This is a genomic window from Campylobacter sp. IFREMER_LSEM_CL2256 (assembly GCF_025771645.1).
In the GTDB taxonomy this organism is placed as follows: Bacteria; Campylobacterota; Campylobacteria; order Campylobacterales; family Campylobacteraceae; genus Campylobacter_D.
Map to the genome: position 1 here is coordinate 26966 of NZ_JAKMQQ010000002.1, position 25137 is coordinate 52102.

Annotated in this window: 25 protein-coding genes and 1 tRNA gene; 8 read left to right on the forward strand and 18 right to left on the reverse strand. The window is 31.2% G+C overall.

Annotated features, from left to right (window positions below; genetic code table 11):
* Positions 1-10 precede the first annotated feature (10 nt).
* Positions 11-808 (forward strand): ferritin-like domain-containing protein, encoded by a 798-nt coding sequence (locus L8U00_RS01150; RefSeq protein ID WP_263708248.1) that lies wholly within the window; start codon positions 11-13, stop codon positions 806-808.
* 1 nt (position 809) lies between these two features.
* Here the strand turns inward: L8U00_RS01150 and L8U00_RS01155 are convergent.
* From L8U00_RS01155 to acpP, 4 genes are all read right to left on the reverse strand, one after another.
* Positions 810-885 (reverse strand) — tRNA-Phe (locus L8U00_RS01155).
* A gap of 68 nt (positions 886-953) precedes the next feature.
* Positions 954-1889 (reverse strand): acetyl-CoA carboxylase carboxyltransferase subunit alpha, encoded by a 936-nt coding sequence (locus L8U00_RS01160; RefSeq protein ID WP_173787044.1) that lies wholly within the window; start codon positions 1887-1889, stop codon positions 954-956.
* A gap of 1 nt (position 1890) precedes the next feature.
* Positions 1891-3105 carry a beta-ketoacyl-ACP synthase II gene (locus tag L8U00_RS01165; RefSeq protein WP_263708249.1) on the reverse strand — a complete coding sequence of 405 codons (1215 nt, stop codon included), beginning with the start codon at positions 3103-3105 and terminating at the stop codon, positions 1891-1893.
* A 26-nt stretch (positions 3106-3131) separates the two neighbouring features.
* Positions 3132-3365 (reverse strand): acyl carrier protein, encoded by a 234-nt coding sequence (gene acpP / locus L8U00_RS01170; protein ID WP_039617517.1) that lies wholly within the window; start codon positions 3363-3365, stop codon positions 3132-3134.
* A 145-nt stretch (positions 3366-3510) separates the two neighbouring features.
* On the opposite strand from acpP, the gene tenA reads away from it, so the two are divergent.
* Positions 3511-4176: a thiaminase II gene (gene tenA / locus L8U00_RS01175; protein WP_263708250.1), complete on the forward strand. Its 666-nt coding sequence runs from the start codon at positions 3511-3513 to the stop codon at positions 4174-4176.
* Between the two features lie 15 nt (positions 4177-4191).
* Here the strand turns inward: tenA and feoB are convergent, their stop codons facing one another.
* From feoB to L8U00_RS01210, 7 genes are all read right to left on the reverse strand, one after another.
* A complete protein-coding gene (gene feoB / locus L8U00_RS01180; protein WP_263708251.1) occupies positions 4192-6216 on the reverse strand; it encodes a ferrous iron transport protein B in 2025 nt (674 codons plus the stop codon).
* On the reverse strand, positions 6216-6443 hold the full coding sequence (locus tag L8U00_RS01185) for a FeoA family protein (protein WP_039625344.1): 228 nt from the start codon (positions 6441-6443) through the stop codon (positions 6216-6218). Before L8U00_RS01185 ends, feoB begins: the two co-directional genes overlap by 1 nt.
* Positions 6444-6535: 92 nt before the next feature.
* The gene (locus L8U00_RS01190; protein ID WP_263708252.1) at positions 6536-7876 is read right to left on the reverse strand and encodes an MmgE/PrpD family protein; all 1341 of its coding nucleotides are present in this window, start codon (positions 7874-7876) and stop codon (positions 6536-6538) included.
* Between the two features lie 6 nt (positions 7877-7882).
* Positions 7883-9247, reverse strand: a complete 1365-nt coding sequence (gene purB, locus L8U00_RS01195) for an adenylosuccinate lyase (RefSeq protein ID WP_263678466.1) — start codon at positions 9245-9247, stop codon at positions 7883-7885.
* Positions 9248-9250: 3 nt separating this feature from the next.
* Positions 9251-10420 carry a cystathionine beta-lyase gene (metC, locus tag L8U00_RS01200; RefSeq protein WP_263708253.1) on the reverse strand — a complete coding sequence of 390 codons (1170 nt, stop codon included), beginning with the start codon at positions 10418-10420 and terminating at the stop codon, positions 9251-9253.
* 13 nt (positions 10421-10433) lie between these two features.
* Positions 10434-11873 carry a C4-dicarboxylate transporter DcuC gene (gene dcuC, locus L8U00_RS01205; protein WP_263708254.1) on the reverse strand — a complete coding sequence of 480 codons (1440 nt, stop codon included), beginning with the start codon at positions 11871-11873 and terminating at the stop codon, positions 10434-10436.
* 3 nt (positions 11874-11876) lie between these two features.
* Positions 11877-12239 carry a Rid family detoxifying hydrolase gene (locus L8U00_RS01210; RefSeq protein ID WP_263708255.1) on the reverse strand — a complete coding sequence of 121 codons (363 nt, stop codon included), beginning with the start codon at positions 12237-12239 and terminating at the stop codon, positions 11877-11879.
* A gap of 167 nt (positions 12240-12406) precedes the next feature.
* On the opposite strand from L8U00_RS01210, the gene L8U00_RS01215 reads away from it, so the two are divergent.
* On the forward strand, positions 12407-13081 hold the full coding sequence (locus L8U00_RS01215; protein WP_039617503.1) for a YheO-like PAS sensor domain-containing protein: 675 nt from the start codon (positions 12407-12409) through the stop codon (positions 13079-13081).
* Between the two features lies 1 nt (position 13082).
* On the opposite strand, the gene L8U00_RS01220 is transcribed toward L8U00_RS01215, so the two are convergent.
* From L8U00_RS01220 to L8U00_RS01235, 4 genes are read right to left on the reverse strand one after another with little or no spacing between them, the layout of a single operon-like run.
* Positions 13083-14414: an anaerobic C4-dicarboxylate transporter family protein gene (locus L8U00_RS01220; RefSeq protein ID WP_263708256.1), complete on the reverse strand. Its 1332-nt coding sequence runs from the start codon at positions 14412-14414 to the stop codon at positions 13083-13085.
* Positions 14414-15817 carry an argininosuccinate lyase gene (gene argH, locus L8U00_RS01225; RefSeq protein ID WP_263708257.1) on the reverse strand — a complete coding sequence of 468 codons (1404 nt, stop codon included), beginning with the start codon at positions 15815-15817 and terminating at the stop codon, positions 14414-14416. The genes L8U00_RS01220 and argH overlap by 1 nt, the downstream gene beginning before the upstream one ends.
* A gap of 60 nt (positions 15818-15877) precedes the next feature.
* On the reverse strand, positions 15878-16348 hold the full coding sequence (locus tag L8U00_RS01230; RefSeq protein ID WP_263658635.1) for an ankyrin repeat domain-containing protein: 471 nt from the start codon (positions 16346-16348) through the stop codon (positions 15878-15880).
* 52 nt (positions 16349-16400) lie between these two features.
* On the reverse strand, positions 16401-17825 hold the full coding sequence (locus L8U00_RS01235) for a catalase (protein WP_263708258.1): 1425 nt from the start codon (positions 17823-17825) through the stop codon (positions 16401-16403).
* A 244-nt stretch (positions 17826-18069) separates the two neighbouring features.
* On the opposite strand from L8U00_RS01235, the gene L8U00_RS01240 reads away from it, so the two are divergent.
* The 3 genes from L8U00_RS01240 to acpS all read left to right on the forward strand — a co-directional run bounded on the left by L8U00_RS01240 (position 18070) and on the right by acpS (position 19674).
* Positions 18070-18708, forward strand: coding sequence for a transcriptional regulator (locus L8U00_RS01240; RefSeq protein WP_263708259.1), 639 nt, complete (start codon positions 18070-18072; stop codon positions 18706-18708).
* A gap of 64 nt (positions 18709-18772) precedes the next feature.
* Positions 18773-19318: a flagellar basal body-associated protein FliL gene (gene fliL, locus L8U00_RS01245; RefSeq protein ID WP_404842191.1), complete on the forward strand. Its 546-nt coding sequence runs from the start codon at positions 18773-18775 to the stop codon at positions 19316-19318.
* Positions 19318-19674: a holo-ACP synthase gene (acpS, locus tag L8U00_RS01250; RefSeq protein WP_039617490.1), complete on the forward strand. Its 357-nt coding sequence runs from the start codon at positions 19318-19320 to the stop codon at positions 19672-19674. The genes fliL and acpS overlap by 1 nt, the downstream gene beginning before the upstream one ends.
* A gap of 8 nt (positions 19675-19682) precedes the next feature.
* On the opposite strand, the gene fabG is transcribed toward acpS, so the two are convergent.
* Both fabG and gpmI read right to left on the reverse strand, forming a co-directional pair.
* Entirely contained in the window at positions 19683-20426 is a 744-nt protein-coding gene (fabG, locus tag L8U00_RS01255; protein ID WP_263708260.1) for a 3-oxoacyl-ACP reductase FabG, read from the reverse strand.
* 14 nt (positions 20427-20440) lie between these two features.
* Positions 20441-21919 (reverse strand): 2,3-bisphosphoglycerate-independent phosphoglycerate mutase, encoded by a 1479-nt coding sequence (gene gpmI, locus L8U00_RS01260; protein WP_263708261.1) that lies wholly within the window; start codon positions 21917-21919, stop codon positions 20441-20443.
* 78 nt (positions 21920-21997) lie between these two features.
* Between gpmI and mraY the strand changes: the two genes are divergently transcribed.
* Together mraY and murD are read left to right on the forward strand one after the other, a co-directional pair.
* Positions 21998-23056: a phospho-N-acetylmuramoyl-pentapeptide-transferase gene (gene mraY, locus L8U00_RS01265; RefSeq protein ID WP_133319598.1), complete on the forward strand. Its 1059-nt coding sequence runs from the start codon at positions 21998-22000 to the stop codon at positions 23054-23056.
* Positions 23056-24255: a UDP-N-acetylmuramoyl-L-alanine--D-glutamate ligase gene (murD, locus tag L8U00_RS01270; protein WP_263708262.1), complete on the forward strand. Its 1200-nt coding sequence runs from the start codon at positions 23056-23058 to the stop codon at positions 24253-24255. Before mraY ends, murD begins: the two co-directional genes overlap by 1 nt.
* On the opposite strand, the gene L8U00_RS01275 is transcribed toward murD, so the two are convergent.
* Positions 24247-25110 (reverse strand): LysR family transcriptional regulator, encoded by an 864-nt coding sequence (locus L8U00_RS01275; RefSeq protein WP_263708263.1) that lies wholly within the window; start codon positions 25108-25110, stop codon positions 24247-24249. The two genes, murD and L8U00_RS01275, sit on opposite strands and share 9 nt — an antisense overlap.
* Between the last annotated feature and the right edge of the window lie 27 nt (positions 25111-25137).

A 25137-nucleotide genomic window follows, 5' to 3' on the forward strand; every position in this document is an offset into this window, starting at 1 on the left:
AGGTTTAAAAATGAAAAGAAATTTCTTTGAAGAATTAGAAAAAATTTTATACCACAAAGATATTTTTAAAAAGATTGAATTATTTAATGAATTTTATGAAAATTTTAAATCTAATTTGTATGATTTTAATCATTCTCATAAAGCGATCATTTGTGAAAACTCACAAGTTAAAATCCTTCATCCTATGAAAATAAGGCGTCCAAAAGAAGCAAATAGCACTTTATCTTTAGCAAAAATATTACATTCAGTTGCACATATAGAATATAGTGCTATAAACTTAGCCTTGGATGCTAGTTATAGATTTAAAAACTTGCCATTGAAATTTTATCAAGATTGGCTTGAGGTAGCTGATGAAGAAATTAAGCATTTTTTACTTTTAGAAAAAACTTTAAATGAACTTGGTTTTAAATATGGAGATTTCCATGCGCATGATAATCTTGAAAAAGCCTTGTTTTTAACCAAAGATAACCTTGCTCATAGAATGGGCATAGTTCATAGAGGGCTTGAAGCAAAAGGACTTGATGCTAATCCTTTCGTCTTAGAAAAATTAAACACAACTAATCATCCTATAAAAAGTTTATTTAGTGAAATTTTTACCATTATACTAAATGATGAGATTAAACATGTAAATAAAGGGGATTTTTGGTGGAATTATGTAAAAAAAGAAAATGATAGTTATCTTGATCTTTGCGCCAAATATAAAGAATTTAATCTTTTAGGAAAAGTATATAACAAAACAGCTAGAATTCAAGCAGGATTTAACGAAAATGAACTTCAAAAATTAGATGATTTTTATAATAGAAAATGAATGGTGGTTAGAGGCAGAATCGAACTGCCGACACGCAGATTTTCAGTCTGCTGCTCTACCGACTGAGCTATCCAACCACTGAATTGAAGTTGTAATTATACAATAGTTTTTTTAAAAAAAGTTGAAATTTGCATAAAAATGCAAATCATTCAGCAAAAGCTCCAAATTTAAAGATTTTTTGCATTCTTAATGCAGCTAATTCACGTTTATCGTATTGTTCTAATTCTTCTATAGCTTTTAAGACATAATCACTCAAATTTTTAATCGCATTTTCTTTATCTCTATGAGCTCCACTCATTGGTTCCTCAATAACATCATCTATTAAACCTTGAGTTTTTAAATCATCAGCAGTTACTTTCATCGCCTTAGTAGCAGCTTCACTTTTTGATGGATCATTCCATAAAATAGCAGCACAACCCTCAGGTGAAATCACAGAAAAAACTGAATTTTTCATCATAGCAAGTTTATCAGCTACTCCTATGGCTAAAGCACCACCACTTCCACCTTCACCTATAACTACTGCTATAGTGATTGTTTTAAGGGCACTTAACTCATATAAATTTCTAGCTATAGCCTCACTTTGACCACGCTCTTCAGCACCTACTCCTGGGTAAGCACCCGGAGTATCTACTAAAAATAACACCGGTATGTCAAATTTTTCAGCCATTTTTGCCACTCTTAGAGCTTTTCTATAACCTTCAGGATGAGGCATACCAAAATTTCTATGAAGTTTATCTTTAGTACCTCTACCTTTTTGCTCACCTATAACAATAACTTTTTTACCACCTATATAGCCTGCATAACACACAATAGCAGGATCATCTCTAAAAGCACGATCGCCATGAATTTCATAAGCATCACTTAATATAGCTTGAATATAATCAAGTGCATAAGGACGATCAGGATGTCTTGCAAGCTGTAAGCGTTGGTAATCGCTTAAATTTTTATAAACTTTTTGAGTTTCTTTTTCAAGATTTTTTTCTAAAATTTTTACTGCTTCATCATCGCCTTTGATTTTAGCATTTGCTAAATCCTCATCGATTTGCTGAATATTTTTTTCAAAATCTAAATAAGAAGCCATATTAATCTACTTTTTTGAAAATCACACAACCATTTGTTCCACCAAAACCAAAAGAATTGCTCATTACTACATTAACTTCACTTTTTCTTGCAGTATTTGGTATATAGTCAAGATCGCAATTTTCATCTGCTACGATTTGATTGATAGTTGGCGGTAATATACCTTGATCAAGTGCCATTAAAGAAATAACAGCTTCAATAGCTCCAGCAGCACCCAAACAATGACCTGTTTGACCTTTTGTAGAACTAACTAAAGGAATTTGATCTTTAAAAAGTTCTTTAATAGCTGCTGTTTCATTTTTATCATTTACTGGAGTAGAAGTTCCGTGTGCATTAATATAATCTACTTTTGGATTTCCTGCCATTTTTAAAGCTTTTTTCATAGCACGCAATGGCCCTTCTAAAGTAGGCGAAGTGATATGATGTGCATCTGCACTTTCGCCAAAACCTACTAACTCAGCATAAATTTTAGCTCCACGCTTTTTAGCAGCCTCATATTCTTCAAACACTAAAGCACCAGCACCCTCACCCATCACAAAACCATCTCTTTCTTTATCAAATGGTCTTGAAGCCTTAGCTGGATCATCATTTCTAGTAGAAAGAGCTTTCATAGCAGCAAAGCCACCTATACCCACAGCACAAATAGCTGCTTCAGCTCCTACTACAAGCATTTTATCCGCACTACCTAAAGCTATGCTTTTATAAGCTTCGCCTATGGCATGAGTTCCCGCTGCGCAAGCAGTTACGCATGAGATATTTGGTCCTTGTAATCCATGTTCGATTGAAATAATCCCACCAAGCATATTAACTAAAGCCGATGGTATGAAAAAAGGAGTAATTTTACGTGGTCCACGCTGTGCGCAAGTAACGGAATTTTTTTCTATATTTGGTAAACCACCTATACCAGCTGCTGAAACTACACCAAATTCTTCTTTGTTTAAAGTTTCATCAAATTTAGCATCTTCCATAGCTTCTCTTGCTGCTTTAATACCAAGTTGTATAAAACGATCTATTTTTTTAACCTCTTTAGCATCACAGACACTTAAAGGATCAAAATTTTTTACTTCAGCAGCAATTTGCACTGGAAAATCAGTGGTATCAAAAAGGGTGATTTTATCAATGCCACTTTTACCATCACAAATTGCTTTAAATGAGCTATCTTTGTCTAAGCCAAGGGCATTGATCATTCCTATACCTGTTACTACAACGCGTTTCAAACCGCACTCCTTATTAAAAATTAAAATTATTTTTGAAGATTTTCTATATAATTAACAACATCTTCGATTTTTACTAGTTTTTCAGCATCACTGTCTGGAATTTCTACATCAAATTTTTCTTCTAAAGCCATAACTAATTCAACAACATCTAAAGAATCTGCACCTAAATCTTCAATGATTTTAGATTCCATTTTAACTGCATCTTCATCAACACTAAGTTGCTCAACAACTACTTTTTTTACATCATCAAAAATTGCCATTTTTATCTCCTAGTTTAAAAAATTAAACCACATTTTACAATAAAAAAATAAATTTCTTGTTTAAAAAGTTAAAAATTAAAGATTATTACGAAAAATTTAATTATCTGTGTTTAAATAAAAGCTTAATTTTTAACAAAGGAAAATGATGCTTTTGGATAGACTTATAAAAGAAAATAAAAAAACTTGGGATCAATACATCCATCATGAATTTGTAAAAAAACTTCACAATGGCACTTTAGAAAAAGATGTATTTTTATTTTATCTTAAACAAGATTATATCTTTTTAAACAATTACGCAAAATGCTATGCCCTGCTTGCTTTAAATGCAAATAATGCTAAAGAAATTCAATTTGCCATTAAAAATCAAAACTACACTTTAGAAGGAGAATTGGAACTTCATAGAAGTATTTTAAAGCTAGGTATTGATGTAGAAAAACTAGATTATAAAGATGAAAGTTTAACTAATATTGCTTATACAAGATATTTACTAAGTGTGGGGCAAAATGGAGATTATTTAGATATGCTATGTGCTTTGAGTGCTTGTGCTATAGGTTATGCATACATAGGAGAAGAAATTTATAAAGGACTTAATGAAAAAAGTTTAGAAAATCACCCTTACAAAGAGTGGATTTTAACCTATGCGGGTAAAGAATTTCAAGATGAAATTAAAGAATTTAAGGACTTTTTTAATTCTTATGCAAATAGCATTAGTGAAGAAAAATTTAAAAAATTAAACGAAATTTTTTATACTACTGTAAGACTTGAAACAGCCTTTTGGCAACACTCTTTAGAGCAAAAAATGGAAATTTAATCATCATAAAGATGATTAAATTATCAATTTAGCAATATTAATCCCTACAAAAGCAACCAAATACGCACATAAAGATGTAAATATAAAAAGATACCATGCATATTTTTTATTTCCTGCTTCTTTAGCAAAAACTATAGTTGCTGCAAAACAAGGATTATAAATCATAACAAAAAGTATAAAAGCTACTGCTGTGCTAAAAGGGATGTTTTCTTTTATAGCTTCTTGTAAATTTAAACTTGTTTCATCAACTTCATCACCTAAAGAATAAAGCACACCCATAGTAGAAATCATCACTTCTTTAGCAGCTAAACCACTTACCAAAGATACACTAAGTTTCCAATCAAAACCAAGTGGTGCAAAAATAGGCTCTATTGCTTTACCAAATTGTCCAAGATAACTATTTTCTATCTGAAGTTCTTGAGTTAAGGCATCTTGAGTATTATTTTCTTGTGCAGGAAAATTACTCGCAAACCAAATAAGCAAAGAAGCTATCAAAATAAATGTTCCTGCTTTTTTTAAATACATTTTGGCTTTATTAAACACCATAAACCATACCAAATTCCAATTTGGCATTCTATATTTTGGCATTTCCATTACAAAGGGTTCATCTTGTCCTCTAAAGGCACTCATTCTTAAAATCTTAGCTGCAATCAAACCCAAAAATGCACCCAAAATATAAATCCCAAAAAGATAATTTCCCGCTACATCAGCAGGAAAAAACACTCCAACAAAAAGCACATATACAGGAAGCCTTGCACCACAACTCATAAAATTAATAATAAAAAGAGTTAATAATCTATCTTTTTTATTTTTTAAAGTTCTTGTAGCCATAAATGCAGGTACTGAACAGCCAAAACCCGTGATTAAAGGGATGAAACTTTTACCATGCAAGCCAAATTTGTATAAAATTCCATCTAATAAAAATGCAACCCTAGCCATATATCCAGTTGTTTCAAGCAAGGCTATACCAAAAAATAAAATCATAATATTTGGTAAAAAAGTTATAACCGCACCAACCCCACCTAAAACACCATCAGCTAAGGCTGAAGCGATAAATTCATTGCTAATATTATTCTTTACCATATCACCTAAATTAGCAAAAAACATTTCTATATAATCCATAGGGATTTGACCTAAAGTAAAGGTTAGCTGAAATAAAGCCCACATAAAAAACAAAAATATAGGAATTCCTAAAAATTTATTGATTAAAATAGAATCTATTTCTTTGGTATGATTTTTATACTTAACACCCTTACTTAAAACCTTAGCACATATACCATTTGCAAAAGCAATTAGCTCTTCTTTAAAAATACTTTCTATATCTTTGCTATGATATGCCATATAAATTTTTTCTAAAGCTTCATCAAGTATTTTTCTCAAAGCATGTGAAATGACTATATTAGCTTCATTTTTAAGCAAAGCTATCGCTAAATCTTTTGTAGAAAAATCTAAATATGTAATTTCATTTTGATTTAAAAAATCACTTATTTTTACAAGTTCTTCTTCTATAATATCACTATAAACACGCTCTTTAGCTTCAAATTTAGCTTCATAGGTTGAAATGATTAAATCCAAAAGTGCATTTAGATTTTCTTTAGTTTTAGCACACACACCAAGACAAGGTGTATTTAGAAGTTGGGATAAAATTTTAAAATCTATACTAAAACCTTCATTTTTAGCTTCATCTTGCATATTTAAAGCCATAATCATTTTGGTTTTAGCTTCTATTAAAGATGCACTCAAAATCAAATTACGCTCTAAATTTGTAGAATCAAGCACATTTACTACAAGATCAAATTCACCTTTTTTTAAAAAATCTTTTGTAATTTTTTCTTCTTCGCTATAACCATCTAATGCATAAGTTCCTGGTAAATCTATAAATTTAAACTCATATTTTTTATAAATTAATCTAGCCTCAGCCTTTTCAACCGTAACACCGCTAAAATTGCCAACTTTCATATTAGCTTTACAAAGTGCGTTAATTAATAAACTTTTACCGACATTTGGCTGACCTACTAAAGCAATGATGATTTTTTTCATTAAAACTCTTTTGAAATTTGTATTATTTTTGCTTCACTTGAACGTAAAATCACGCAAGTTGTATCAAGTTCTACCATGATAGTAGAATTTGCTATAGAAGAGCGAATTTTTTTAACTTTTTTGTTTTTTGCAAAACCAAAACTAAAAAGTCTTGCTTGGAGTTGTTTATCTGCTTCAAAGCCTACTATAATAGCTTCTTCATTATCTTTTAATGTATCTAAAGTCATGTTTTTCCTTACAAAAACTAAGATAAAACATTATATAAAAAATTAAATTATTTCTTTTTTAAAATAATAAGCAATCTCAAAAAATGAGATTGCTAGAAATCAAAATCATTTAGATTTTCTAAATTTTGAAGCTTTTTGACTAATTCCTCAGCCTTTTCTAAAGAAAGTGCTATGCTAGCATTAGAAAGAAATTTATCTTTTAATTCATCAAAACTTAAAGGATTATCAAAATTTCCTTTATTAATCAGTACATCTTTTTTAATTACTCTTCCATCATTTAAAACAGCTTCTAAATGTCCTGGAAAGTATTTAGGGAAACCGCTAGATTTTTTCTTTTCATAGCTAATTTTTTTAGCAAATTCTATTAGTTCAGCTCTATTTAAATTTTCATAAGATTTTAAAGTGATCTTACCATCAAAAAATGCCAAAGCCATTAAAAAAGGCATGGAAAATTTAGCAGCATAAGCACTTTGTGGAGTGTATTTTGCTTCTATTGGATCACAGATAAATGAAATTGGCACCTCATCTACAAAACAATGTATACTTTTGATATCTTGTGCTTTTAAGCCATCATTTCTTAAACTCATAGCACAATCAATAAGCCCATGTGCAAAATGACAGCTTGGATAAGGTTTTAACGAAACTTGCATTACTTGCCAAATTTCATTCAAGCCCTTACAAAGTTCATTTTTATCACACTCATCTTCTAAGCCAAAAGTTCTAAAAATATTATCCCTTCCTTCAAATATACTCAAAGGTCCACTCATATTAGCTTTTGCAAAATTTGCTACTAAAATTCCATTTTTCAAAGTATTAGCTATGTGTAAAACTTTAGAATTAGAACCATTAGATAAAAACTCATTTACCCCACTTGCAAAACTTCCTGCTAAACCTAGAGCATTGATGATTTGTTCTTTGTTTAAATCAAGTAAAACACAACTTGCAGCTACACTACCAAAAATTCCTGCTATAGCTGTAGTATGAAAGCCGCGTTTATGGAAACTTCCTTTGCTTGCTATACCCACTCTAGCAGCAATTTCCCAACCAACAATAAAAGCTTTTAAAACTTTTTTTCCATCTTTACTTACACTAAATCCATAAGTTAAACAAAGCGGAGTTAAAATAGCACTAGCGTGCAAAATAGCTTCAGTATGAGTATCATCAAAATCAAGGGCATGCGCTGCAATAGCATTTACCATCGCAGCATAAATTACATCAAGCTTTTTATCTTCACTCCAAATTTTTTCACTAGGATTTACGCTTAAAGCTTCAAAAGCCTTAGTTGCATTTAAAACACAAGCTTCATTTTTAGCAGCTAGGGCTGTTCCTAGTGCATCAAGCATAAGCTCTTTTGCTCTTTGCTTTACTTCACTAGGAATAGCTTCATAGTCTAAATTTACGATAAATTCGGCTAGTTTTTCACTTAAATACATTTTTTCCTACTTTAGAATTGGTGCATTAGCAATTTTTTCTAAGAACTCATCAACTAATTTTGGTGCATAACCTACATAAGTTGTAGCATCCATTAAAACATCAATATCTTTTTCACTTAAAACCTTGCTCACACGCTCATCTTCAAGTAAAACTTCTTTGAAAGTTTTATGATTTTCTATGCCTCTCATAGCATTTTCATAAACAATTTCATGTGCATGTTGCTTACCATAATGATCACTCAAAGCAAACATCACGCGCTCTGCTAATACAAAGCCATTAAGCGTATCAAGATTTTTTAACATTTTGTCTTTTTTAACTTCTAAATCATCAAAGACAAATTTCATATTTGCCAATACTACTGAAAGCATTAAAAACGCTTCTGGCAAAAGCTTCCATTCCATTTTCCATACTTGACCATCTCTTTCATGCTCATGTCTTTCTATATCGCTTAAAATTGCAATATTAGCTCTTAGGGCATTACTCACAGTCACTGCGTTTTCACTTACTGCAGGATTTCTTTTATGAGGCATAGTAGAACTTCCTACTTGACCTTTTCCAAAAGGCTCAGCAATTTCATCGATTTCATTATGAGCTAAGATTAAAAGTTGATGTGCGATTTTGTTAAAGGTTGCATTGATATTACCTAAAACATAGCCAAGCTCAATGAAACGATCTCTTGCTGGTTGCCATGAGATATCAGGAACTTCTAAACCTAAGCTTTCTAAAGTAAGTTTTTCTACTTCATTAGCCTTATCACTTAAACTTGCTTTAGTTCCCACTGCACCTACAATTAATCCTACATATAATCTTTTTTCAAGTTCAATAATTCTTTCATAGTGACGATTAAGCTCACTAAGCCAAATTGCAACTTTGTGTCCAAAAGTTATAGGTAAAGCTTGCAAAGCTAAGGTTCTTCCCATCATCGCAGTGTTTTTATGCTCTTTTGCGATTTTTGCTAAATTTTTAGCTATATCTTTTAAATCTTGCTTGATTAAAGCCATAGCTTCTTTAAATTGTAAAACTATACCTGTATCAATGATATCTTGTGTTGTTACACCAAAATGTACATATTCACCAAGACCATTTTCACAAGCTTTTTCTAAACCACGCACAGTAGGTACTAAAGGGTGTTTAGTCTTTTTAAACTCAGCAAAAATAAAATCCATATCCATAAATTTATAATGCGCTTTTTTAGCTATTTCTATAGCTGCTTCATTAGGGATAATGCCAAGTTTTGCTTGAGCTTTTGCTAGGGCAGCTTCTACATCAAGCCATTTTTGAATTCTATTTTCTTCACTAAAAATAGCTCTCATTGCAGGGGTACTCCAAGAATCTTGAAGCAACCTCATATCAAATACACTCACACCCATGTTTTATCCTTTAAAATTTATTTTTTCAAATGCTTGTTTTAAATCAGCAATCAAATCCTTACTATCTTCAAGACCTATATGAAATCTCACAAAAGGCCCTCTAGCGCTCCAATCTGTTGCCGTTCTTGGTGGAGTAGTAACAGTAGCTAAACTCTCATATCCACCCCAGCTTGCACCGATTGAAAAATACTCTAAATTATCTACAAACTCAATGGCTTGTTCTTTTGAAATACCATCTGCAAATTCAATCGTTACCATACCATTAGCACCTTTATGATCGCGCATAAAAACTTCATGGTTTGGATGAGTTTTTAATTTTGGATAAAAAATTGTTTTAACTTCTTTTCTACTTTGTAAAAACTCTACTACCTCATCTGCACTTTTTTCATGCGCTTTCATTCTTACATCTAAAGTTCTCATACCACGAAGCACTAAATAAGCATCATCAGGACTTGTAGTAAATCCTAAAGCTTCTGGTAATTTGTCAAAATTTTTCCATTCTTTTTCATTAATCACTACTATACCCATAGTAACATCTGAATGCCCACTTAAGTACTTAGTCGCTGCAATCACTGAAATATCCACGCCAAGCTCAAGCGGATTTAAAAAATACCCACTTGAATAAGTATTATCAATCGCTACTGGTATGTTGTGTTTGTGTGCAATTTCGCATAGTTTTGGTAAATCTATAATTTCATAAAGTATAGAACCTGGGCTTTCACAAAGGATTAATTTTGTGTTTGGTTTGATTTTTTCTTCTACATCAGAAGCATCAGCTTTTAAAAAGTCAATTTCTACGCCCATTTTAGTTAAAAATAAATCACAAATTGTTCTAACAGGTCCATAAATAGCATCAGTGATTAAAAAATGAGCATCTTTGCTAGCATAATTTAAAAGCACCATAGCTAATGCTGCAAGTCCTGTTGGGAAAAGTTGCGCTCTATGGCCTCCTTCAAGCGCACAAATTAGTTTTTCAAGTTCAAAATTTGTAGCCGTTCCTCTAGCACCATAACTTAAAACACGATCTGTTTTTCTTAGCTCGCGGTATTTTTGCCAAGTTGCATGATCTTTAAAAAGTATAGTTGATGCACGCATTAGGGTTGGATTAACTGATCTTACTTCGACATTTTGATCGCCTCTTCCTAGATGGATTAATTTAGTTTTGTTGTTCATTTTGTACTCCTTTTTATAGATAAATATAAGTCATAATCACATTAACAATAGCAGCTACAAGCATAGGAATGGCTGTTCTTTTTACAACTTGTAATGGATTTACTTTAGCCATAGCTGAAATTGCCAAAATAGCAGGTGCGATAGGCGAAACACATCTACCAAAACCTGTCATGATTTGAATAGGTGCTATCATAGCTATGGTTTCAACGCCAAAAGATTTTGCTATATTTGGGATAAGTGGCGCAAAAGAGAAAAATGCTGCATTTCCCGAACCCATTAAAAATGCACATACAGCAAGCAAAATAGAAACTGCTATAATAATAGCAAGCACTCCAAAACCTGCATCTTTTGCAAAACCTATTAAAGTATCCACAAAGCCAACTGATAAAAGTCCGCTTGCAAAAACTTGACCACAAACGATCAAAGAAACGGTGATTACAAACAAATGCCCCATGCCTTTGAAAAATACCATAATAGAATTTAAAGTATCAATCAAACTTCTATAACGAATGATTTCAAAAATAATCGCTATAAAGGTTGAAATCATCATTGCAACTGGAACATTCATTCTAATAGCAGTAGATGAAGCTGCTTTAACTTCTTCCATGGTAGTAAATCCCATTAGCACCATAATGCTATCCAAAACACTACTAAAGCCCAAAATCAATACTAAAGGTATAATAGGTAAAATTGCATAAATTCTAGGTGGCTTTTTAAGCTCTTCATTTTTGCCATCATGTTCTGCTAATTCTTTTTCAACATCATCGCGGTTAAATGTAAAATTTTCTTTTTTATCAAAATATTTTGAGCAAAAATAAATCGCAATACCTACTGCTATGATAATAGGCACAGTTGTAGGAAGCTGATAATGTACAAAATACACCGCTGGATCAATTTCAGCTGTTTTTGCAGCCAAAATCACATTGCCACTACCTGGACCATGGTCAATGTATTGACAAATAGCGATAATTGAAAGTGCAGAAAGCTTAGAAACACCTGAACGCACCAAAATAGGATACATTGTAACCATAAGCAAAAGCGCTAAACCTGCATGTGAAGGTATAAAAAGTACTAAAAACTGAATTACAAAATATGAAACTAGCAATAAAATATAAGGTGATTTTACTGCCTTTAAAGGTCTTTCAAATACTTTAAATAAAGCATAGCTTGCACCTACATGATCCATATAAGCAGAAAATCCTGCTATACACATTAAAGTAAGTCCAAGCCCTGCTAGAGTACTTGACATTTTGGTATTTACTACTTGGAAAATATCAAAAAGACCTAAATGTAAAGATTGCTTTTCACTAATAATAGGAGAAAGTCCAAAAATTCCTGCCAAAGTTAGCAAGAATAAACCACTTAAAAGCAACGCCATATGGGCGTTGATTTTTTTATAGAGCATAAATACAAGTAAAAATACAGAACATCCTGCAAAAAATAAACCCAACATGCTCTATCCTTTATGAGCAATAACCTCTATCTCCACTTTAGCACCCTTAGGAAGATCTTTTACCGCAAAAGCACTTCTTGCAGGATATGGAGCTGTGAAAAATTCAGAATAAACCTCATTGAAAGCCACAAAATCATCAATATTTGCTAAAAAGCAAGTTGTTTTAACTACATTATTAAAATAAAGATTATTTTCTTCTAATATAGCCTTAATATTTAACAATGATTGTCTTGTTTGTTCTTTTACATCTTCACTTTCTATATTTCCACTTTCTGGATTAATAGGAAGTTGTCCTGAAATAAATAACAAACCATTAGCTTCTCTATAAGCTGAATATGGTCCTATAGCCTTTGGATAATTTGCCATGTATACTCCTTGTGTTTAAATGAAATCATAATATAATATTATCATCATAATAATAAATTGTCAATATTTTTTTATCATAATAATAATTTTTTTTATTGTTATAAATATTAACAACTTTGATGAAAATATTATGTAAAATAACAAAAAACAACAAAAAGGTCTAGATCATGGATGAGCAACAAAAAGAATTATTTATCAAACTTACTCAGTTTTTAGGACAGGTGCTTGGGGATCAATATGAAATCGTTTTTCATGTGATTGCACCTGAGGGTTCATATATTGCAGCCATTGCAAATAACCACATTAGTGGAAGAACCATTAATTCTCCATTAACTTCTTTTGCAAGTGAGCTTGTACAAGAAAAAGAGTATTTAAATAAAGATTTTTTATGTGATTATAAAGCAAAGGTTGGAAAGTCTAAGATTGTTACTGGATCAACTTTTTTCATTAAAAATCAAAATAAAATCGTGGGAATTTTATGTATAAATCACGATACCACAGAGCTTAGAAATGCTATTAGTAAAATCATAGAACTTGAAAAAATCAATGATTTTAGTGATTTGTTAGATATTCATAATCAAAACAATGTAAATTTACACAATGTGAGTAATATAGAAACACTTAGCCATTCTATAGAAGATATTTTAGCTGAAAACATAGACTTAAAATATTTAAATTCAGGATATAGCTTAAGCACTGAGCAAAAAGATGAGATTATTAAAAAGCTTCATTCAAAAGGAATTTTTAACATCAAAGGAAGCATACCTATAGTTGCTAAGTCGCTTAATATATCAGAACCTAGTGTCTATAGGTATTTACAAAAACTTAAAAACAATCTCTAAGCTAAAATACAAGCTTAGAGATAAAATAACCTGCAATAGTCGCACTAATAATCAAAACAAAACCTGATCTTAAATAAGAGTGGTTGATTACAAATTTACCTATTTTTGTTGTGCCTGTTCTATCAAAAGCCACACATGCTATTTGATTAGCTCCTGGGACTATAAAATCTCCGCTCACACAAGGATAAAGCACAATAAGAATTTGAGGAGGAATTCCCAAACTCACACCCAAAGGCATCAAAGCAGCTACTGTTGCCGAAGGAGAAAAAATCACCATAGAAAAGGCAAATAAAGCCACCCCAAATAAATACGGATAATCCTCTACAATATGCGATAAAGAATCACTAAATAAAGGCTTATAAGCTTCAAAAAATGTTCCTGTCATCCAAGCTATACCAAAAACCCCTACAACTCCTATAAGTCCTGATCTAAATACCGAAGCTTCACCAAGTTTATTAGCAGGAACTTTAGCAAAAAGCATAATCAAACAAGCTGTTGCAAGCATGATCATTTGGATTAAATTTGGAGTAGAAAGTCTTTCTATTTTACCATTTGCAAGCTCATAATGAGGCAATAAATTCGTAAAAGTACCAAAAAAAATAATAGTTAAAATCCCTAAAGCAAAAATATACAAAGACCTTTTAGCCATAGGATCATGCTCGCTGTCTTTATTTTGCAAATCTTCACTTAAGAAATGATATTCTCCTGCTCTTACTCTTTTTTGAAATTCCTCATCTTGCTCAAGCTCTTTTCCTCTTTTTAAAACACTCAAACAAGCAAGAAACACACCTATAAAAAAGGCTGGTAAACTTACTATTAGAATTTGCACTATTGTTGTACCACTAAAAGCTAAAACAGCCACCATAGCAGCAGTAGCTGCACTCATAGGTGAAGCTATAACGCCAATACCTGCTGCTACAACTGAAACTGAAAGCGCTCTTTCGGGACGAATTTTAGCATCAGCTGCCACTTCAGCAATCACTGGATAAATAGAAAAAGCCACATAGGTAGTACCGCAAAAAATCGTAAAAGCAGAGCTAATCAAAGGTCCCATAAAAACAATAGCTTGAGGTTTTTTCTTTAGAATTTTCTCTGCTATTTTTACTAGTAAATCAAGCCCACCTGCGCTTTGCAAAACACTCACACAAGTAATCACAGCAAGTATAATAAACACAACACTCACAGGAAGTGAAGCTGGTTGCATACCAAAGACCAAAACCAAAATACACATACCAAGCCCACCTGCAACCCCAAGTCCTATACCGCCATATCTACCACCTATGGCTATCATAGAAAAAATGATGAAAAATTCTAATAAAAAAATAATATCCATTAATCTTGTGCCTTATATTGCTCCAAAAGCTCTTTTGCATGTTTAATTTGCTCTAATACTACTTTAGTTCCTGTACCACCATAAGATACTCTTGCGTCTATACAAGTTTCTAAAGCAATTGCCTCATAAATATCTTCTTGGATATTTTCACTAAATTGATGAAATTCCTCCATGCTAAGTTCTTCAAGCATTTTTCCATATTTAATACAATAATTCACAGCCCCACCAACTATACTATGAGCTTCTCTAAATGGTATATTTTTTCTTACTAAATAATCAGCCATATCTGTGGCATTTGAAAATCCTTTTGCAGCTGCTGCTCTTGTATTATTAGCATTTACTTGCATTTTTTCTATCATAGGAGTTATAATTTTCAAACTTGCCATTAAAGTATCCATAGAATCATAAACTTGAGCCTTATCTTCACTCATGTCAGTATTATAAGCTAGTGGAATACCTTTCATAATAGTTAGCATTGCCATAACATTGCCATACATTCTACCTGTCTTACCACGCATTTTTTCAGCCACATCAGGATTTTTCTTTTGAGGCATTATGCTTGAGCCTGTGCAAAAATCATCACTTAATTCTATAAATTTAAAATCTTGACTTGAAAAAAGTATAAGCTCTTCACAAAAACGACTAAGATGCATAAAGCACATTGCAGCCACAGAAGTAAATTCAACCATATGATCTCTATCACTAACGCTATCAATGCTATTTTCTGTTGGTTTTGCAAAACCTAATTCTTTGGCACAAAAATGTCTGTCTATATTAAATGTGGTTCCACCAAGCGCAGCTGCTCCTAAAGGACACTCATCCATTCTTTTATATAAATCTTCAAAACGAGAATAATCCCTACTTAACATCCAAAAATACGCCATGATCCAATGTGAAAAAAGCACTGGTTGACCGGTTTGTAAATGTGTATAACCTGGCATAATAGCTTTGATATTTTTTTGAGCTTGATTGATGATTTCTTCTTGCAAAGCAATAATTTGATTTAAAATTTCTTTTATAACGGCTCTCATATGCATTTTTGAATCAAGCGTAGTTTGATCATTTCTACTTCTTGCAGTGTGAAGCTTTCCACCTACTGGGCCTACAATTTGTGTCATTCTTTTTTCTACAGCCATATGAATATCCTCATCAGCTATATCAAAAACAAAGGTTCCATTTTGAATTTCTTCTCTAACTTGTTCTAAACCCTTGATGATAGTTTTTGCTTCATCTTCTTTTATAATGCCTTGTTTTGCAAGCATAGTGCAATGAATTATACTTCCTTGTATATCAAAAGGAGCAAGTCTTGGCTCAACTAATAATGAAGCAGTGTATTCTTCAACTAATTTATTTGTAGGTAAATCAAAACGTCCACCCCATAATTTCTCTGCTTTTTGTGACATATTTATCCTTCTATTTACAAATAAAAGGATAATTTTATAATTTTTATTTTTTCAAAGAGTTTAACTTTTCTTTCTTTTAAAAATTTTTAATACAGCAAAAGCTATTTTTTTAAGAAAACTTTTTTTAGAATGCTTTGTTAAAAACTCTACTATATCTCTATGTCCAAACATTAGTGCAAAAGTAAAAGGTGTCATACCAAGACCGTTGTTTTCATCAATATTTGCCCCATATTCTACCAAAAGCTTACACATAGGCAAATATCCTTTAAAACACACCCCTGCTAATGGAGTTTGTCCTCTGTCATTTTTCTCATCTACCCTAGCATTATTTTCTAGTAAAAACTTAGCACATTCATAAGCATTATGATAACTTGCAAGCATTAAAAGACTATCGCCTTTATGATTTTTTAAATTCACACTCAAACCTGCTTCTATCATAATCTTTAAATTTTGCAAATCATTTTTTCTTGCATAATCAAAAGCCATAGTACAAAGTTCTTGAATTCTTTTTTCTTCTTCATTACTAAACATATTTTTCCTTTTATAATCTTTAGTTTGCCACTTTTAAAGTGGCAAGTAAAAATTACATTTTCAAAGCTTTTTTAACACCATTTGCATATTCACTTGAAATTTTTTCAAAATGACTTAATGCTCTAGCAATAATTTTTTCATCAACCCCGCTCATAGAAGTTGCTATATTTTTAAATAACTGCTCTTTTTGATCTTGGTTCATTATATCAAACAAAGCTCTTGGTTGAGTATAAAAATCATCATCAAGTGGAGCATATCTTTGCGCACTACCTTCAAGTGCTAAGTCAGGCTCAAGATAGCTTTTATCTTCTTTTGGACTATCATCATAACTATTTGGCTCATAGTAAGCTGCGCCATTTTTATAAGTGTCAAAATTCATAGCTCCTGCTACATTATAAGTATTTACTTCACTTTTTGCACGATTAACTGGCAATAAATGATAATTTGTTCCTATGCGATATCTGTGTGCATCAGGATAAGAAAAGATTCTAGCTTGCAACATTTTATCAGGACTAAAACCAATACCAGGAACGATATTGCTTGGACTAAATGCAGCTTGTTCTACTTCATTAAAGTAATTTTGTACATTTTTATTAAGTACTAATTCACCTACTTCTATTAAAGGCACAATGCTATGTGGCCAAACTTTAGTTAAATCAAAAGGATTAAAACCTAATTTTTCTGCTTCATCTTCTTTTAAAACTTGAATTTGGAAAGTCCATTTTGGAAAATCTCCTTTTTCTATAGCTTCATATAAATCTCTTTGATGACTTTCTCTATCATTTGCTATTAAATTTGCCGCTTCCTCATTAGTTAAATTTTTAATACCTTGCTTGGTTTTAAAATGAAATTTCACCCAAAATCTTTCATTTTTATCATTAATTAAACTATAAGTGTGACTTCCAAAACCATGCATATGACGATAACTTGCAGGAATTCCCCTATCGCTCATTAAAATAGTAACTTGGTGTAAGCTTTCAGGACAAAGGCTCCAAAAATCCCATGCAGCATTATTGCTTCTTAGATGAGTTCTTGGATCTCTTTTTTGAGTATGGATAAAATCAGGAAATTTATATGCATCTCTTATAAAAAATGTCGGAGTATTATTACCTACTAAATCCCAATTTCCTTCTTTGGTATAAAATTTAATCGCAAAACCCCTTACATCTCTTTCTGCATCAGCTGCACCTGCTTCACCTGCAACGGTTGAAAATCTTATAAATAAAGGCGTGTTTTCTCCAAGCTGTAAAACTTTTGCTTTAGTATATTGAGAAATATCTTTAGTAATTTTAAATTCTCCATAAGCACCACTTCCTTTTGCATGTACTGTTCTTTCTGGAATTCTTTCTCTATTTTGATGAGCAAGTTTTTCAAGCAAAATATAATCTTGCATTAAAAGTGGACCTTTAGCACCTGCACTTAGAGAATTTTGATTATCAGCTATGATATTTCCAAAATCATTTGTTAGTTTTTTCATTGTGTCTCCTTTTTAAATAATAATTTTTATTATTTGATAAATTATATTCCTATATTATTAAAATAAAATTAAACGATAAAAATTATCATTATTTAAAAAATGATTATAAAATTCTTATTTTTAAAAAAATAATCTTTTTTTAAGCATAAATATTTTTATTTTGTAATAAAATTGTTAAAAAATAAGAATAAGCATTCTTATTTTAAATATTTTTACTACAAAATTAATAAAAAAAGGAGAGCTTATGGATAAAGAAACAAGAACTTATTATATTAAATTAGTTAAATTTCTTGCAGAAGCCTTGGGTAGAAATTATGAAATAGTCTTGCACGATGTAAGCGAAGATGGAGCTAATATAGCAGAAATTGCTAATAACCATATTAGCAAAAGAACAATAAACTCACCTCTAACTGGTTTTGCCATTGAAATGATTAAAAATAAAATCTATTTAGAGCGTGATTACATAACACATTATAAAACTTCAGCTAAAAGCTCACAAGCAATGTCAGGCTCTACTTTTTTTATTAAAAAAGATGAAAAACTTGAGGGTTTGCTTTGTATTAATCATAATACTTCAGCGTTTAAAAAAATCTCTGATGAAATTTTAAATCTTGGAAATATTTATGATAATGCTTATGAAAACCCTGAGCAAGAAAATAAAGAATATATTAAACTTGATTTAGAAGAAATTGTCGAAGATATTTCGGGTATGGATATAGAAAGTTTTAAAAATAAAAGCTTAAAACCAAAAGAAAAGCAAAAAATGATAGCTAGTTTATATGAAAAAGGTGTGTTTAATGTAAAAGGTGTTATTCCTAAGGTTGCTGAACTTTTAGGTATTTCTGAACCTAGTGTTTATAGACATTTACAAAAGATTAAATAATCATAATTTAAAAAAATTGTAATTTTTGATACAATAACACTTTAAATTTAATAAAAGGAAAAATATGGCTGATGATATGATGGATGAACAAGGCGAATCAAAGAAAAAAGGTGGCAATACTTTAGTAATTATTATCGTTGTATTTTTATTTGTATTTTTACTTGTGATTGTAGGAGCGATTGCTTATTTAATGTTTAGCGGTGGTTCTGAAGAAAATCCTGCTCCACAAGCTGAAGAAAGCGCACAAGTTGCACAAGCTCCTAAGAAAACAAATGCAGTAGCAGCTAGAGGGAGTGATTATGCAAATATTGGGGTGATGTATCCTTTAGCACCTTTTACACTAAATTTATTAAGTGATGGTGGATCAAGATATGTAAAATGCACCATTCAACTTGAACAAAATGTTGAAACCCTAACCCCAGAACTTGATAAAAAAGTTGCTATTATTAGAGATATTATCATTAGAACTTTAACTTCAAAAACCTTTGAAGAAGTAAGCACCACAAAGGGTAAAGAAAGATTAAAAGATGAATTAACTGGTAAAATCAATGAGGTTTTAACTGATGGTTTTATCAAAAATATTTATTTTACTGACTTTGTAGTATCTTAATGATAGGCTGTGACATAGTCGTATGCTCTCGCATAGAAAAAATTTATGAAAGGCATAAAACGCTTTTCTTGGATAAATTTTTATCCAAGCAAGAGCAAAGTTATATAAAAAATACCAACACTCTAGCAGGATTTTGGGCTATTAAAGAAGCTGCTTCTAAGGCTTTGGGGGTTGGAATTTCTAAAGAATGTTCTTTTTTTGACATCATCATCTCTAAAGATGATAAAAATGCTCCACATATTAGTTTTTCTCAAAAAGTCATGCAAGAATTTAATATAAAATCAGCAAGTGTAAGCGTAGCACATGATGGGGGTTTTGCTATAGCAGTAGTGGCTATAGAAACTAAGCAAGGTTAAAACCTTGCTTACATATAAAGCCCACCGTTGACTTTTAAAATTTCCCCTGTGATATAAGAAGAATGATCGCTTAATAAAAACGCCACAACTTGAGCCACCTCGCTTGCATCTGCAAAACGCTTTAAAGGGATATTATTAATATAATTTTGTTTTATTTCATCACTTAAAACTTCAGTCATATCACTTTTTATAAAACCTGGGGTAATGCAGTTATATCTTATATTTCTTGCAGCACCTTCTTTAGCAAAAGATTTTGTTAGTGCTATCATACCGCCTTTACTAGCACTATAATTAGTTTGGCCTGCATTTCCCATTTCTCCAACTATAGAAGCGATATTTACAACCGCGCCAAAACGCTTTTTACTCATAGTTTTTAATGCCTCTCTACAACCTAAAAAGCTTGAATTTAAATTAGCATTAATCACTGAAGAAAAATCATCCATACTCATTCTAAGTGCTAATTTATCATTAGTAATACCTGCATTATTAACTAAATAACTAAGCTCACCATCACTTTCTACTATAGTTGCAATAGCGCTTGTAAATTCTTCTTCAATGCTTGCATCAAATTTAATTACAGCTGCAGTGCCACCACTTTTTTCTATCTCTTCTTTTAACGCATCAGCAAGCTCAGGCTTACTTCTATAATTAATCCAAACTTTTAAGCCATGACTTGCTAATTCTTTAGCTATTGCTGCACCTATACCTTTACTTGCACCTGTTATTAAAACATTTTTTCCACTAAATTTCATTGTTCTCCTTTAAATTAAAATAAAGCCTCATCCATTTCTTTTGGGATAGGTAAGTTTAAAATTTTAAGCACACTTGGTGCTATATTACTAAGCCCCATGCCTTCTTTAAGTTTTTCTACTCCTTTAGCTTCTACAAAAGCAAAAACATCAAAGGTTGTGTGATTAGTGAGCATATTTTCTTTTTCATCCCTCATCGCTTCACAATTTCCATGATCTGAAGTAATAATGAAAGCATAATCATGTTCTCTTGCTTTAGCAATAACCCTACCCAAACACTCATCCACACATTCAACCGCACTAACTGCAGCTTCAAAATCACCCGTATGTCCTACCATATCACCATTTGCAAAATTTACTACGATAAAATCCATACCATTTTCTATACCCTTAATCACTTCATCTGCGACTTCTTTAGCGCTCATTTGAGGTTTTTCATCGTATGTTTTTACCTTAGGACTTGGGATTAAAACTCTTGTTTCATTACACTCTAATTCTTCTTTTCCTCCATTAAAGAAAAAGGTTACATGAGCGTATTTTTCTGTTTCAGCTGTGTGAAGTTGGCTTAAATTTGCATTAGCTATTACAGAAGCTAAGGTGTTATTTAATTCTTCTTTTTCAAACATCACAGGCAGTTTAAAACTCTCATCATACAAACTCATAGTAATAGCATTTTTTACAAGTACTTCTTTTGGAAATTCATTAAAACTTTCTTGGGTTAAAGAAGCAACTAATTGACGCATTCTATCATTTCTAAAATTGATAAAAATCACACCATCTTCAGCCTTAATTCCATCAAAGTTTTGACTAATAACTGGGGTTAAAAACTCATCTGTAATATTTTCATCATAGCTTTTTTGTATAAATTGCACAAAATCATCACACTTTTGTGCCTTAGCAAATAAAGCATCATAATAAGACTTAACCCTATCATAGCGCTTATCTCTATCCATAGCATAAAATCTTCCCGATAAAGAAGCAAAATTAATCCCTTCTTTTTCGCAAAATTCCTGTAAAGATTTTATAAATTCTAAACCTGAATTTGGAGGACAATCCCTACCATCACTAATTGCATGCGCAAAAACTTCTTTATTTTCTTGCTTACAAATTTTTAAAAGCGCATTAAAATGTGTATGCATAGAATGCACCCCACCATCACTATAAAGCCCTATAATATGCACTCTTTTGCATTTTTGTAATAACTCTTTTAAAGCCTTATTATCTTTTAAAGTATCATTTTCTATGGCTTTATTTATCTTAACTAAATTTTGATAGATTATGCGTCCACTACCTATACACATATGCCCTACTTCGCTATTACCCATTTGACCTTCAGGTAGGCCAACTGCTAAACCGCTTGTTTTTATCAAAACATTAGGGGTATTTTCAAAAAGCTTATCATAAGTTGGCTTTTTAGCATGAAAAAAAGCATTATAGTTTGAATTTGTATTATGTCCTATACCATCTGTGATTATCAAAATACATTTTTGACTCATTTTTTACTCTTTTTTATAATTTATTTATGTGATTTTACTAAAATTATGCTTTTAAAAAACAAATACAAGGTTAAAATTTTGCTTTATCTTACAGAATATACAAATTATATGTTTTTTTCTTATATTAGCGTGCGTGCTGGTTTTGCATTTTTTATCGCTTTATTTTTGAGTTTGTATTTAATGCCAAAATTTATCAAATGGGCTCAAAATAAAAAAGCAAATCAACCTATTTATGAATACGCTCCACAATCACACCAAGCTAAATCTCACACCCCTACTATGGGTGGGCTTGTTTTTATCTTTGCTACTATCATAGCAAGTGTTTTAAGTGCTGATTTAAATAATAGTTTTGTAATTGTTGGATTATTATGTTTGGTATTATTTTGCACTATAGGTTTAGTGGATGATTTAGGGAAAATTTTAAAAAAAGACAATCATGCAGGGCTAAGCCCAAAAATGAAACTTCTAGGACAATTTAGCGCTGCTTTTATCTGTGTTGGTTTATTGTATTTATTTGATATAAATACTGAATTTTATTTACCTTTTTACAAGCATGCTATTTTTGATGGTGGTATGTTTATGTTGTTTTTATGGATTTTAGTTATTGTATCAAGCTCTAATGCTGTGAATTTAACCGATGGACTTGATGGGCTTGCAACTGTGCCTTCTATATTTTCTCTTTTAAGCCTTGGTGCTTTTTTGTATTTAAGCGGAAATGCTATTTATAGCTCTTATTTATTTTTACCTAAAATTCAAGGCCTAGGAGAACTTGTGGTAATAAGCGCGGCTTTAGTTGGTGCGCTTATGGGATTTTTGTGGTATAACTGCTATCCTGCGCAAGTTTTTATGGGAGATAGTGGGAGTTTAAGTATAGGAGCTTTTTTAGGTTATCTTGGTATAGTAAGTAAAAATGAAATTTTACTTTTGCTTATAGGTTTTGTATTTGTTTTAGAAACTATTTCAGTGATTTTACAAGTAGGAAGTTTTAAAATCTTTAATAAAAGAGTTTTTAAAATGGCACCCATTCATCATCATTTTGAAAAAATAGGTTGGGTGGAAAATAAAATCATCGTGCGTTTTTGGATGATAGCCTTACTTGCAAATATCATTGCATTAATTAGTATAAAGTTAAGATAATGAAAATTTCACTTTTTGGATACGGAAAAACAACCAAAGCTTTTGCGCAGCGTTTTGGAAATTGCGATATTTATGATGATCATTTTACAAGTATAAGTAAAGATGAATTTGGCAATACACTTTTACCACCTTGTGAATTTGATCCTTTAAAAAGTGACTTAGAAATTCCAAGCCCTGGTTTTCCAAGCGATCATCATCTCATACAGCAAGCAAGAAATTTAAGCAGCGAGTATGATTTTTTTTATGATGGCATGCCAAAAAGCGTTTGGATAAGTGGAACAAATGGCAAAACCACCACCACTCAAATGACACACCATCTTTTAAAACACATCAATGCACAAATGGGAGCAAACATAGGAACTCCTTTAGCACAAATGGATATTAGTGCTAAATTATGGATTTTAGAAAGCTCATCTTTTTCACTTTTTTACACCAAAATAGCTAAACCTGAAATTTATGCACTTTTACCTATCACACCTGATCATCTTTCTTGGCACAAAAGCTTTGAAAATTATGAGCGAGCAAAGCTTAGTGTGCTTGAAAGAATGAATGAAAATGATGTGGTAATTTTACCTAAAAAATATGAAGCTTATCCAACCCATGCTTATATTATAAGCTATGAAGATGAGCACGATTTAGCTAAAAAAATGCAAATTGACTTAGAAAAAATTCATTTTAAAACCCCATTTTTACTTGATGCACTTATTGCCTTAAGTATAGAAAAAATCATACTAGATCGTTGTTCTTATGAGCTTTTAAACGAGTTTAAAATAGAAAAAAATAAACTTGAAGAAATATTTGATCATAAAAATAGACTTTGGGTAAATGATACTAAAGCGACTAATCTGGATGCTAGTTTAGCTGCTCTTAAACGCTATAAGGATAAAAAAATTCATCTTATCATAGGTGGGGATGATAAGGGAGTGGATTTAAGTGCTTTATTTGCTTTTATGAAAGAGCTTAATATAGAGCTTTATGCCATAGGAAAAAGCACTAATAAAATGCTTGAATACGCTAAAAATGCTAATTTAAAAGCACATTTTTGCGAGTTTTTACCTAAAGCAGTAGAAAAAATCAATCAAAACTTAACTAATGATGAAGTAGCCCTGCTAAGCCCTGCTTGTGCGAGCTTAGATCAGTTTAAATCCTATGAAGAAAGAGGGGAGCTTTTTAAAAAATGCATTCAAGAGCTAAACTAAATCTTTTTGAATGCAAAGTTTTAAAAACTCACATAAATTTATAAATTTCTTGCTTGGCTCTTTATTTTTATGATAAATCAAACAAAGCTCTCTTGAAATTTTAAAATTTTTTAATCTCACTTCAAATAAGCTTTTAGCTTCAAGCTCTTCTTTGACGCTAAATTTAGGTAAAACTGCTAAAAAATCACCTTTTTTAACTAACTCTTTTATCATAGCAGTTGAGTTTAGCTCATAGACTAAATTAAGCTTTACATCTTTAGGTAAAGCATTTAAAAACACTTCTTTTGCACCTGAACCTTGCTCACGACTTAACCATTTAAAATCCTTTAATTCATCTATGAAAATTTCTTTTTTTAAGTCATTTTTACTCACTACAATAAGCTCATCATCACAAATTTTAATCTTTCTTATATCTTTATCTTTGCAAATCCCTTCAATCAAACCTATATCTATTTCTTTATCTAAAATATCTTTGATGATATTTTGGCTATTATCCAAGGACAAATTTAACTTGATATTTTCTGCCTTTTGATCTAAAAAAGATCCTAGTAAGTAAGTACCTACATTTTGACTCACTTTCATACTTATTTCATAGCTTTGATCATCTTGCATTGCTTTTTCTATGCGCTCAAATTCTAAAATTAAAGGAGCGATTTGTTTTAAAAAAATCTTTCCTTTTTCATTTAAGCTTAAAAATTTAGCATTTCTATCAAAAAGCTTGGTGTTTAAACTTTTTTCAAGTTCAAATATAGCTAAAGACAAAGCAGATTGAGTTATATTTAATTCTTTAGCACAAGCTCTTAAGTTTAAATTTCTACACAAGGCTTGAAAATATTTTATTTGTTTAAAAGTCATAAGCACTCTTTTGATAAATATTTTTAA